Source organism: Caballeronia sp. AZ10_KS36 (genome assembly GCF_023631105.1).
Classification (GTDB): domain Bacteria; phylum Pseudomonadota; class Gammaproteobacteria; order Burkholderiales; family Burkholderiaceae; genus Caballeronia.
In genome coordinates this window covers 22,277-33,771 of sequence record NZ_JALQDQ010000026.1, presented here as the reverse complement: position 1 = coordinate 33,771, position 11,495 = coordinate 22,277, and the positions used below count along the sequence as shown (strand labels likewise).

Genomic DNA, 11,495 nt, shown 5'->3' with positions numbered 1-11,495 from the left:
CCCCCCGCGCGGGCACCCGCGCCGGGGGGGGGGGGGGGGGGGGGGGGGGGGGCGGCGCCCCGGCCCCCCCCCCCCCCCCCCCCCCACCGGGCGGTCGGCGGGCAGCCAGTTCGGCGCGTCGTAGGGGCGGCGCGGTTGCAGGTCGTTGAACTGCGTGATGGTCGCGCTCGTTCCCGACAGCGCGTTGCGGCCGACGCCCAGCGCCTTTGCGGCGGTCTTCAGTTCGTTGTCATCGCGGCCTAGCACGAGCAACAGACGCCCGCGCGCGTTCGCATCGCGTTCGACGAGCGCGATGGTCGGCCCGGACACCGGCGGGATAGCAACGCCGGCAACGCCAGCGACTTTCGCATCGCCGACGGCGAACACCACGGCATTGCCCGACAGCGGCACGTTGTCGGTCTGCGCCGGGAAGATCGCGCCGCGATAGCCCGCGAGCGAGCCGAAATACGACGCGACGGTGCCGGCCGCTTCCAGCGCGGCGAGGCTCGGCTTGCCCGCGAACACGAACGGCAGTTCGAGACGGCGCACGTCGCGGCGGTCGAAGAAGGGCAGCGGCAGCGCGGCGAGGTCGGGCTTGCCGGCAATCGACGCATACGTGAGATCGAGCGAACTCGCGTTGCTGACGGTCGCCCACAGCGTCGAACTGGACGGGTCCTCGCACTGCTGCGTGTAATGGCCGATCAACTGCACGTTGAGGTGATTGAACTCGGTGATGAAGCGCGGATCGATCGCCACGTCGCGGGCGACGAGCGTGCCCGCCTGATCGCGCGGCACGGGCAGCGTCGCCGCGACTTCGCCGTTGATGAGCACCTTCAGTTGCGAGATCGACGGCAACAGCGACGGCGAATAGCTGTAGATCAGATGCAGCACCGCGCCGGTCACGACTTCGTCGCCGCGCACCGAGAACGCGATGCCGTTCTGGCCGTCGGTGCCTCGCAGTTGCAGCGGATCGAGCGCGCCGTAATCGGCGAAGGTCAGCGTCTGACGGCGGCCGCCAGGCACCAGCGTGCCGGGATCGGCGGTCGTCCGCATGCGCGAGGTGAGCGGCTTGTCCGGCTTGCCGGAGAAGGCGGGAACGGGCATCGCGAGCGCCGGCTGCTGGATCGCGGCGGGGTTGTAGACGACGGCCGGACCCGGCGCGGGCACGGCGCCCACGCCGGTCGCCTGCTGCGTGCCGCTCGTCGGCGGCGTGCTCTCCGCCGCCGCGGCGATGGACGCGAACGGCGCGGCGAGGGCGGTCTGCAACGCGACGAAAACGGCGAATGCACGCGCCAGAGGTCGTTCGCAAAAATGCGGCGCGCGCTCGCCCGTTCGTTGTTCAACGCGCAACTTCGACATTCCCATGCCCATTATTGGTCTTTGGTTTTCAGCTTGTTCACATCGACCGGGCGTTTGTTCATCCAGGTGCGAAGGTCACTGTACAAATGCTCGAATAATCCCGCGATGCCGCGCGTGCCGACCAGCAGCACATGCGACAAGCCGCGCAGCGGTGTATCCGGGCGGCGTCCTTCGGACCAGCCGGTCCAGGCATCGGCGCGCGCGAACGTCGTCTTCACGAAGTCGTATTCCTGCTCGCGCGTGAGCTCGGAAAAGCGCAGGCCGACGCGGCCCGGCTCGGTATAACCGACGGTCGCGGGGAACGCGTATTCCTCGTCGCCGCGAAAGAGCGAGACGGTGACGCGCTCGTGCATCGGCACGGCGATCTTGCCCGGCAGCGCGACGCCCACGCCGCCTTCCGAATAGTCGATGGTCTCGCAGGCGAGCGTGCGCCCGGTCGAGAACTTGAGCATGACGGGCATCTTCATCGACACGCGATGCGTCGCGCGCACCTGCTTGCGCTCGCTCGCCGCCGCCACCGACGCGCCGAGAATCAGCATGTTGTAGACCGTCCAGCACAGGTTGAGCAGCGTCGTGTTCACTTCGCTGCGTACGTGCCAATACATGACGATATGCACGATGCCCGCGACGAAGCCGAGCAGGTTCAAAAGCAGCAGGAACAGATACGGCCGCGAGATGGTCCAGTCGAAGTAGTCCTTTGCGATCTGGCCGCCCTTGGCCGTCACGTTGAACTTGCCGAGCTTCGGGTTGATGACCGCGAGCAGCGTCGGCGCGGTGATGTACGACGCGAGCACCGATTCGTACACTTCGGCCCAGAACGAATGGCGGAAGCTGCGCTGCATGCGCGAATTGGTGATGCTCGCGTGCATCATGTGCGGCAGCGCGAAGATGGCGATGGTGCTCGCCGCCGCTTCGATCACGTGCGCGCCGAAGAACAGGTACGAGAGCGGCGCGGTGAGAAAGACGAGACGCGGCACGCCATAGAAGAAGTGCAGCATGCCGTTGAGGTAACAAAGCCGCTGGCCTATCTTCAGGCCCTTGCCGGTGAGCGGATTGTCGATGCGGAAAATCTGCGTCATGCCGCGCGCCCAGCGAATGCGCTGCCCGATATGCCCGGACAGGCTTTCGGTGGCGAGACCGGCCGCCTGCGGGATCGCGAGATACGCGGTCGTATAGCCGAGCCGATGCAGCTTGAGCGCCGTATGCGCGTCTTCGGTGACGGTTTCGACCGCGATGCCGCCGATCTCTTCGACCATCGAGCGGCGCAGCACCGCGCACGAGCCGCAGAAGAACGTCGCGTTCCAGAGGTCGTTGCCGTCCTGCACGAGACCGTAAAACAGTTCGCCTTCGTTCGGCACCTTGCGGAACGTGCCGAGATTGCGCTCGAACGGATCGGGCGAGAAGAAATGGTGCGGCGTCTGCAGCATCGAAAGCAGCTTGTCGCGCAGGAACCAGCCGAGGCAGACCTGCAGGAACGAGCGCGTCGGGATGTGATCGCAGTCGAAGATGGCGAGGTATTCGCCCTTCGTGATCTTGAGCGCCTCGTTGATGTTGCCCGCTTTCGCGTGGCGGTTGTGCGTGCGGATCGTCCAGTTGACGCCGACTTCCTCGCAGAACGCCTTGAACTCGGGACGGCGGCCGTCGTCGAGCACGTGAATGGCGAGCTTGTCGGTCGGATAATCGAGCGCGAGCGCGGCGTAGATCGTCGGCTTCACGACCGAGAGCGGCTCGTTGTAGGTCGGAATGAAGATGTCGACGGTCGGCCACTGGCTGCGGTCCGCGGGCAGCGGCAGCGGCTTGCGCTTGAGCGGCCAAGCGGTCTGGAAGTAGCCGAGCAGCAGCACGAGCGCCGCGTAGACTTCGGCCGCGACGAGCAGAAGGCCCCACGCGGCGTCGAGCGGACGTTCCCAGTACGTGGTCTCGGTGAGCCGCCAGTACATGTAGCGGCCCGACGCGACGATCGAGAGCATGATCATCACGAGCGTCGCGTATTGACCTTGCAGACGCCGGAATCCGAGCGCGCAGACGAAGCAGATGCTTGCGAACGCAAGCTGCTGGCCGAACGCGAGCGGCACCGTGACGACGAAGTACAGCGCGAACGCGGCGAACATCGTAAGGAGAACGACGACGATGCGGCTGCCCCAGATGCTCGCATCGACGAAACGTTCCAGCCGCGAGGTCGCGACGCTCACCTCCGTCTCGGGCGACGGGATCTTGGCCGAACTCATGCGAGCTTCCTCGACGAAGCGGCCATCGCGTCGGTAGCGGCGAGGAGCCACTCGCCGCACGCGCGCAGATCGGCGGCGGCTTGCGAGAGCGGATCGTAGTGAATCAGCGTGGTGTCGCACGCGAGCGATTCACAGACGCCTTCGTCCTGATGGATCACGCCCGGAAACAGCTTTGCGCCGAGCATGTTTCGCAGCACCTTGAGCACGTCCTTGCTCAACTGGCGCGACTGATCGACCTGATTGACGACATAGCCCTGGCCCGCGAAGTCCTGTCGCGGCGCGGCGTAGGCATCGACCATGCGCTCCATGCCGGGAATCGCGGCGTAGGAGGCGGCGTCGGCCAAGACGACGTTCAGCGCGAAGTTCGCGGCCGTCAGCGCGGTGCGCGTGTAGACCGACGAGCCCGGCGGCGTGTCGACGATCACGATGTCGTTCGCGTCCAGCGCGAGCGCATCGAGCGAGCGCGCGAGCCACGAAGGATCGCTGTCGACGAGCGCCTCGAAGCGGCGGCGGTCGTCCTCGGTCACGGCGCCGTAGGGCAGCACGGTCACGCCATCGACGCCGTCGAACATCACCGACTGCCACGGCTCGCGGCTAAGCGTTGCGCGCGAGATGCCGTCGATGCTGTCGAGCGGAATGCCGAAGTGAAGGCGCAGCGCGTTCTGCGGATCGAGATCGAGCACGATCACGCGGCGGTTGCGCGCGGCCAGCACCGAGGCCAGATTGGCGGCGAGCGTCGTCTTGCCGACGCCGCCCTTCGCGGAAACTACCGTGATGACTCTCATAAGCGGGGAAGGCGGCCGGCGCGCGTGTTCGTGGGTTCGCTCACCGCGCGGCCGGCGTGCCGCAGACGTTCGAACAGGACGTTGAGTGAATCCGCCGGTGCGTTCGTCGCCTCTTGCGCTTGCGGCTTGAAGAGCTTGCCGAGGATGGACTGGGGCGCGGAAGGCGCGGGCGCGTTCGGCACGCTTTTAGGCACTTGCGCAGGCGCGGGGCGCACGGGTTCCGGCTTCAGCGCCGCGGCTACGTTCGTGACGGGCGCAAGCGATGCAGCGGTGGCATCGGCCGAATCGGGAATCGTTCCTGTCTCGTCCGACGGCGATTCGCCCGTCGCCGAAAAGCGCAATGCGCTCAGCGATTCCGCGGCGGGCGGAGTGACCGGCGGAATCGCGCGGCGATGCGCGCGCATGAAGAGCTGGCGCTTGCCGCGATTGATGGGCATGCCTGCGGGCTGCGTGTCGGAAGGCTCGCTCGAATGCGGCGGCGCCTCGCGGCGCGGCCGGATGTCGGGGATGGCGGGCTGCGCGAAGTCGAGCGTCGCGAGCAACGGCCAGCGGGTGCGCGCCGACTGCGCCTCGTTCTCCCGGCCGATTTCCTGGTAGTCGCCTGCATTGCCGCCGAAATGGTCGAACAGCTTCTGGATATCGCGCGAAGTACTCATGATGCCGCTTCCTCGTCGTGCCTTACGTGATGCGTGGCCGGTACTGCTCGTTGTGGTCCGCCGAACCGGGCGGTCGATGCCGCCGCGTCGAGGCGGCGGTCACCGGTATTCGAAACGCCGGATTCAGACTGCGGCGCGCGCGAGCCTGAACTCGATGGCGGTGTCGCCGCCGAATTCGCTTGCCTGCCGGATAGCGAGCCCTTGCGCGCCCAGGCCGGCGAGCCACTGCTGATACGCGCCCTCGAGAAACGCCGGCGTCCACGCGAGGGCGCTCTCGCCGAAGGCCGGCAACGGCGCGCAGTAATGCACGATGCTCAGGTGGTCGCGCTCGTCGGACAGTTCGACGAAGCCCCAGTCGGTGTCTCGCCACAGCGTGTTGAGCGCATCCGCGAGCGCGGACGTCGAATCGCAGGGCGGCAGCGCATGCGCCTTCGCGAAGCGGCTGCCCACGCGATGCATCAGCTCGCGCAGTTCGCCATGTCCGATCTGCGCCTCGAACTCGTCCGCGAGCGCGGACAGCATGCCGCGCCATTGCCTGGATATTTGTCTGTCCAAAAGATAATCGAAGATAGCGGCCATGTTTTTATTAGGGCGTGCGAGCACCGATCCGGACGTTTGTCCAGGCGCTATTACCGCCAGAACTTACTTCAATGCGTTTTTTTTCGCCAGCGAAAAGACTAGCTGTTGTTTCTGTCAATTCGGCGAATGCGGCGGGGGAAGCGGCTGATTCTGGGATCTCGCAGCTCGACCGTGAACGTAAGCTGGACAAACCTTCCCGCGTGACGGCGATGACATGCCACGGCCTTCGCGGCGGCGGCAGTGTACCATCTCGTTAATGTGCCGGAGCCATGCGTCGCGGGTGTTATTTCATCCCGATCGACCCTATGCGGAACTAATTACTTGAGCGATTGCGTCGTCGCTTTATGGTTTGTCGAGGGCGTGAATGCGGCCATTGCCAATGCGATGTGGCACGCGACCGGCCGGCGCGTGCGCGGATTGCGTGTCGTATCGAGGACTTGTCCTGAGCCTCGGTGTCCCGATTACATCAAGCGGCCCCATTCATAGTCGACGCTGTCGGGCGTCAACGGGAACAGGCCCGCGCCGGGCGTGAATGTCAGTTCACCGAAGTAAATATGATCGTCCACGTTATAAAGGTCGACCCGCACGAAGTCGAAATCGCTTGCGAGGGTGCGCGCTACCCATAGGATTTCGTCGAGGTTGTGCGGACGGGGAGCGGGCTTGTCGCTCTGCGAGTAGTGCCCCATCTTGATGTCGAGCCGGTTCCAGTGAGCGTCGTAGATATCGCCGCGTGGATGTCCTTCGAATCGATCCGAAATCACGAGAATGAAAATCTGCGGATCGTCGGCGTTTCTGTTGAAGACATGGATCTTGATATCGGGCGGCACCTTGTTGTCCGGCCCGAGAAGGAGCTTCTCGAACAGAATGCGGCGCTCGATAGCCTGATAGTGCCGTTCCCTCGCCACCGTGAAGAAGTTCGTCGACAACCAGCGCTGCGCCAGCGCATTCAGCGCCTCGAACGAGGTCTCGCGCTTGTCCCTGACGAGCTTCACGAATCCGCAGCCGTGATTCGCCTTCATCACGAAGGTGGAAGGAAGCGCGTCGAATTCGCGCTGGGTGAAAGAGGACGGCGCGGCGAACAGCGGAATCAGATACTTTTCGCCGATCTTGTCCGCGACATAAGCGCGAACCTTCAGCTTGTCGGAGAGATCGGTATAACGCGGGTCGGGCGCAAGGCAGCGCTGCAAGACCTTCTCGTTGAACGTCGCCGGATTGCGCAGATTCGGAAAGCGGCCGATCCTGCGACGATGATAAAGGCTCAGCAACACCTTGTCGGGCAAGCAAACCTTGATACCGTGAATGAGCATTTGTCTTGCGGTCATTCATCTGCCTCCATCGTCAGCGGTCGATTCGAACGCTCGCTCAGTTAGGATTCTCGACGCGACGTGGCTCGACACGCGAGCCCGACGCCGGAACGGTCAAACGAGAATGAAGGCACTAACTGGGTGGACGGTTGTAACCGACCGCTACCTCGTCGCCATGATATGTGTGGTCGTCCGCGCTCGCGGGCGTAGCGTAGCCGAACGTTCGAACGAGCAGTCTTTCCAGATCCGCATCGAGCGCCTGGCCGTTGAATTCGTTCTCCACCTTGCGACGAGCGTTCGTGCGCATCGCCTGCACATCGACCTTTCCCTCCACGATTGCGGAAAGCGCCTCGGCGATGCCGCTTGCCGAACGCTCCTCCACGAGCAGGCCGGTCACGCCGTGCGCCACGAGCTCCGGTATGCCGCTGTGCCGGGTCGCGACGACCAGCACGCCCGTCGCCATGGCCTCCATGATCGACACCGGAATGCCTTCCATGTCGCCGTTGCTCGCCACGACGGAGGGCAGCAGGAACACGTCTGCGCTCTTCAGTTCTTCGAACACGCGCTCGTGCGAGCACTTGCCGAGAAAGTTGATCTCGTTCGTACTGGACGACGCAGCGCTGCGCAGCGCGTCTTCGAGCGGTCCGAAACCGATGAGGTTCAACTGCACCGGATGCCGGCAACTACGCACTCCTTCGATGGCGTACGCCAGTCCCTTTTTTTCGGTGAAGCGCGCCACGCTCAGCACCTTCAGCGGGCGATGCAACGGCCGGTTGCTCGCCTGCGGAGTCAGCCGGTGCGTTTCCACGCCCACGTGGTGAACCTTCGTTCGCGATTCGGGCGCGCCCCATTCGATGAGCCGGTTGCGCCAGAGATTACTGATCGGCAGTAGCAGCGGGCTCAGGCGAAAGAGGCGCCGATAATGCGGCAGCCATCGTTCGACGACCGCGTGATCGCTCATGTCGGCACCATGAAAGACGGTGACGATAGGCCCGCTCAACAGTCCGGCTTCCTTCAGATACATGGCGCGCACGCCGATGGGGCCGAAGTGCGCGATCACGACGTCGAAGTCGATGCCCTCCGTGTCGCCGCCCGACACGATGTCGATGAATGCGGAGCGACACCCGGTCGCCGCCGCGCGAAGGGCGACAGACAGGCGCTTGCGCCGCTTGTCGTCGATGCAAGCCAGCGCGCCGAGCTTCGCGCACGACACGGAGTGGCGCAGCATGCTGACGTCCTGTCGAAAGACGCGCAACTCCACGCGTCCCCGCGTGGGGTCCACCGCAGTGTCGTCGTACTTCGCAGCCAGGGCGAACACCTCGTGACCGCGCTCTGCGAAGCCTTTCATCTGACGGAGAACGAACGTTTCGGACGGAACCGGCAACTTGTCGACGATGAATGCAATTCGCATCGGCTACCCTCGGAAATGTGGTCGCGTCAAACTCAGTGCATTCCCGCGTGACTCGCGATGCCGCGGCATTGCACGTCACATCGTTGCAGTCATGCACTGGCTTGTCGTTCGTCTTGCCGATGGTAGTCGATCGAAAATGGAAATGCACTCGCCGCGTCGCCGCTGCAAGCGGTTCATTCGTCGTACGAATCGACGGGAAGTGCTGTCGTTGTCGGTTAATCAAGCGGGCAAGCGGTAGAACATTTCGTTCACCGAACGATGTCTACGCTTGCCGGCTGAGGCTCAGCGGACGTTCACGCAGCGAAAGCCTGCATAGACGTACTGATAGTGCCCCTGAAACCAGTTGCGAAAGCTCGGGCGCAGCATGCATGCAGCCGTGCGCGGAGAACCGCCCTTGATGACGAAGTGCTTGCCGTCGAAGAAGTTGGCGGAATAGCCGAGATAGAACGGAAACGGCTCGAAACCTTCGAGCGGGCCGAAGGTCGTCGAGGTCCACTCCCAGCCGTTGCCGTATTGCCCCTCCACGCCGAAGTCGCTGCGGTTATCCGGATGCGCCTGCACGGGCGTCGGGTCCCAGCGGCGGAAGTCGAAATTGCCTTCCGCGACGTGCGGCGCGCCGATGGCCGCGCGCTGCCACTCCGCTTCCGTCGGCAGGCGCTTGCCGGCCCAGCGCGCATAGGCGTTCGCTTCGGCATAGCTCACGTAGACCGGCCAGTCGAGCGGCAGCGCGATCTCCTCGAACATCGTGCGCAGCTTCCAGCCCGAGTCCGTTCGATGCTGGCTGTCGGCGCCTTCGTCGCCGCGCACCCAGAACGCCGGATGCGCGATGCGCTGCGCTTCCTTCCACGCCCAGTCGTCGTCGGTCCATAGCCCGCGGTTCCAGTAACCGCCCGCGTCGATGAAGCGCAGATAGTCGCCGTTCGTCACCATGTAGCGGTCGATGTCGAATGCAGGCACGTCCACGCGCATTTCGCCGAATTCGTTGTCCCAGCCGAAGCGCTGGCTGTCGCGCGAGAGACCGAGCGTCACGCTGCCGGCCGGCACGTGCACGGTTTCATGCGAGAGCGCGCGATCCGTTGTGCGCTCGGACGCGGCATCGGCCGGTGCTTTTTTCCTGTCGACCGGTAATTGATGCAACATGTACGCGAGCGTCTCCGCGTGCATCAGCCGATGCTCGATCGCGACTTCGAGCAGCTTCGCGGGCGACTCGTCGGCGGAAACGGGGTGCGCGACGAGCGTGATGGGATCGAAGCGCGCGTCGATGTCGGCGCGCACTCGCGCACGGTATGCGTGCACTTCGTCGAGCGAGGGCCAGTCGCCGGGTTGGTCCGTCGGTAGACCGCCATCCACCGGGTCGATGCCGAACGCGAACAGCTGGTCGTAAGCAGGCTGGGCGTTCGGCAGATGGAACAGGCGCTGGTCGAACAGATTGCGGTCGAACGCCTCGAGATGGCCGATATAGAAGACGATACGGTGGCGCTCGGCAATCGGCCGGTCGTACAGATGCTCGCGCTTGACGATATCGAAGAGTTCGTCGGTGACGCGGCGCGCTTCGGCGAGCCGGTCGAGCAGCGGATGACGCAGGGATGGTTCGCGATTCATGTCGCTCGGTCTCCGTGGCAGGCCAAGGCTGTGCCCTGGAAAACAAAAAGACTAATGCGAAGCGAAGCGCGTGCCAAGCCGATAATGGCCGGCGTTTGTTCGGGCGCGGCGAACAGTCGGGCGCGAAGCCGCACCGGGCGGGGCGGCAGGCAAATTGTCAGATACTGCGCAGGCGCTCGAAATCGCGGATGCGAATGGATTTGCCGTGCGCCTCGATCAGCCCGAGCTTGTCGAAGCGCGAGAGCGTGCGGCTCACGGTTTCGAGCGTCATGCCGAGATAGCTGCCGATGTCGTCGCGCGTCATGCGCATGGTGAACTCAGTCGCCGCATAGCCGCGCCGCGCGAGCCGCGCCGACATATCGAGCAGAAGGCGCGCGACGCGTTCGTCGGCGCGCAGCATGCCGAGTCGCACGACATGGTCCGATTCGCGGTTGATCGCCTGGCTCATCATGCGGTGCATGCGCCGCTGAAGCGCGTCGGTTTCGCGGCACATGCGCTCGAAAAGCGCGTACGGCACGACGCAGACCGTGCTGTCTTCCAGCGCCACCGCGTCGCACGTATGCCGCCCGTCGCCGATGCCGTCGAGACCCAGCGCGTCACCCGCGAGCAGCAGTCCGGTGACGCGCTCGCGGCCGCCGTCGCGGCTGCCGTCATGCGTGACGAGCGTCTTGAGCGAACCCGAGCGCACGGCGTAGAGCGAATCGAACGGGTCGCCCGTGCGGAACAGCGCCTCGCCGCGCCGTATCTTGCGGGTTACGGAGATGATGTTCTCGAGCCGCGAGACATCATTGGCGCACAGCCCTTCGGGCATGCACAGATGGCGCATGGCGCAGCTCGAACAATGCGCGGCGCGGCGCCGCATGGAAGTCGAATCGGACATGGCGGACTTCGTTTCTTGATAAATGACAAAACGATTGTCCCATAGCGGACCTTGCCGACACCGCGAAAAAATGCCGCGCCCCCGCGCCTTGCCGGATGCTTACATCATGGGTTATTCGCGACGTCCGGAACGTTTGGTACACCTGCCGCCGACGGAACCAATAGCACCGGCAGCGTGGCCTGCCGCAGACAACGCTCGGCCACGCTGCCGAGAATCAGCCGTTGCACACCCTTGCGGCCGTGCGTGCCCATCACGAGCAGGTCGGCATCGAACGTGCTGGCAGCCGAGAGAATGAGCGAGGCGACGTCGTCGCTCGCGGTGGCATCGGCGGTCACGACGCTGCCGGCAATGCCGCGCGCTTTCATCGCCTCGGCGGCCTCGCGGGCGAGCGCCGCGCCTTCTTCGGCGAGCCCCGCCTGCAACGGCGACGGATCGTAGCCGGGCACGTCCACGTAGAGCGGCGCGCTTTCGACGACGTAGAACGGCTGCATGACGGCCTCGTGCTGGACCGCGAGGTCGAGCGCCGTCTGGAAGGCGCGTTCCGAGGTGCGGCTGCCGTCGATGGCGACGAGGATGCGTTTGAACATTGGCGTGTGCTCCGTTGATCGATGTCGAAAGCGCGGCGGCGTTCCGCTGCGTCCCGGCCCTTGAGCGCGGTGAATGCACGCGGAGGATAGCGCGCGCAGGCTCGCGCATTTCTGAGATGAGTCGA

At 64.9% G+C, this 11,495-nt stretch carries 10 protein-coding genes; all 10 read right to left on the bottom strand.

Annotated elements, in window-relative coordinates; all coding sequences use genetic code 11:
* On the bottom strand, positions 1 to 1,350 hold a 1,350-nt coding region (locus NCR35_RS18080; RefSeq protein ID WP_250535504.1), incomplete at its 3' end, for a cellulose biosynthesis cyclic di-GMP-binding regulatory protein BcsB.
* Positions 1,350 to 3,566: a UDP-forming cellulose synthase catalytic subunit gene (gene bcsA / locus NCR35_RS18075; RefSeq protein ID WP_250535503.1), complete on the bottom strand. Its 2,217-nt coding sequence runs from the start codon at positions 3,564 to 3,566 to the stop codon at positions 1,350 to 1,352. The genes NCR35_RS18080 and bcsA, both read right to left, overlap by 1 nt.
* Positions 3,563 to 4,351, bottom strand: a complete 789-nt coding sequence (gene bcsQ, locus NCR35_RS18070) for a cellulose biosynthesis protein BcsQ (protein ID WP_250535502.1) — start codon at positions 4,349 to 4,351, stop codon at positions 3,563 to 3,565. Before bcsQ ends, bcsA begins: the two co-directional genes overlap by 4 nt.
* Positions 4,348 to 5,007 carry a cellulose biosynthesis protein BcsP gene (gene bcsP, locus NCR35_RS18065; protein ID WP_250535501.1) on the bottom strand — a complete coding sequence of 220 codons (660 nt, stop codon included), beginning with the start codon at positions 5,005 to 5,007 and terminating at the stop codon, positions 4,348 to 4,350. Before bcsP ends, bcsQ begins: the two co-directional genes overlap by 4 nt.
* A 123-nt stretch (positions 5,008 to 5,130) precedes the next feature.
* On the bottom strand, positions 5,131 to 5,586 hold the full coding sequence (gene bcsD / locus NCR35_RS18060) for a cellulose biosynthesis protein BcsD (RefSeq protein WP_250535500.1): 456 nt from the start codon (positions 5,584 to 5,586) through the stop codon (positions 5,131 to 5,133).
* Between the two features lie 461 nt (positions 5,587 to 6,047).
* Complete coding sequence (locus NCR35_RS18055) at positions 6,048 to 6,908, bottom strand: ATP-grasp fold amidoligase family protein (protein WP_250535499.1); 861 nt, start codon at positions 6,906 to 6,908, stop codon at positions 6,048 to 6,050.
* A gap of 115 nt (positions 6,909 to 7,023) precedes the next feature.
* Positions 7,024 to 8,301: a glycosyltransferase gene (locus NCR35_RS18050; protein ID WP_250535498.1), complete on the bottom strand. Its 1,278-nt coding sequence runs from the start codon at positions 8,299 to 8,301 to the stop codon at positions 7,024 to 7,026.
* 282 nt (positions 8,302 to 8,583) lie between these two features.
* Positions 8,584 to 9,903, bottom strand: coding sequence for an SUMF1/EgtB/PvdO family nonheme iron enzyme (locus tag NCR35_RS18045; protein ID WP_250535497.1), 1,320 nt, complete (start codon positions 9,901 to 9,903; stop codon positions 8,584 to 8,586).
* Between the two features lie 157 nt (positions 9,904 to 10,060).
* A complete protein-coding gene (locus NCR35_RS18040) occupies positions 10,061 to 10,783 on the bottom strand; it encodes a helix-turn-helix domain-containing protein (protein ID WP_206468629.1) in 723 nt (240 codons plus the stop codon).
* Between the two features lie 104 nt (positions 10,784 to 10,887).
* Positions 10,888 to 11,370 carry a universal stress protein gene (locus tag NCR35_RS18035; RefSeq protein ID WP_250535496.1) on the bottom strand — a complete coding sequence of 161 codons (483 nt, stop codon included), beginning with the start codon at positions 11,368 to 11,370 and terminating at the stop codon, positions 10,888 to 10,890.
* Positions 11,371 to 11,495: the final 125 nt, after the last annotated feature.

What these genes read in the sequence shown, in the direction of transcription:
- bcsP (WP_250535501.1), bottom strand. Translation starts at nt 5,007, where the DNA reads ATGAGTACTTCGCGCGATATCCAGAAGCTGTTCGACCATTTCGGCGGC.
- NCR35_RS18040 (WP_206468629.1), bottom strand. Translation starts at nt 10,783, where the DNA reads ATGTCCGATTCGACTTCCATGCGGCGCCGCGCCGCGCATTGTTCGAGC.
- bcsA (WP_250535503.1), bottom strand. Translation starts at nt 3,566, where the DNA reads ATGAGTTCGGCCAAGATCCCGTCGCCCGAGACGGAGGTGAGCGTCGCG.
- NCR35_RS18055 (WP_250535499.1), bottom strand. Translation starts at nt 6,908, where the DNA reads ATGACCGCAAGACAAATGCTCATTCACGGTATCAAGGTTTGCTTGCCC.
- NCR35_RS18045 (WP_250535497.1), bottom strand. Translation starts at nt 9,903, where the DNA reads ATGAATCGCGAACCATCCCTGCGTCATCCGCTGCTCGACCGGCTCGCC.
- bcsD (WP_250535500.1), bottom strand. Translation starts at nt 5,586, where the DNA reads ATGGCCGCTATCTTCGATTATCTTTTGGACAGACAAATATCCAGGCAA.
- NCR35_RS18035 (WP_250535496.1), bottom strand. Translation starts at nt 11,370, where the DNA reads ATGTTCAAACGCATCCTCGTCGCCATCGACGGCAGCCGCACCTCGGAA.
- NCR35_RS18050 (WP_250535498.1), bottom strand. Translation starts at nt 8,301, where the DNA reads ATGCGAATTGCATTCATCGTCGACAAGTTGCCGGTTCCGTCCGAAACG.
- bcsQ (WP_250535502.1), bottom strand. Translation starts at nt 4,351, where the DNA reads ATGAGAGTCATCACGGTAGTTTCCGCGAAGGGCGGCGTCGGCAAGACG.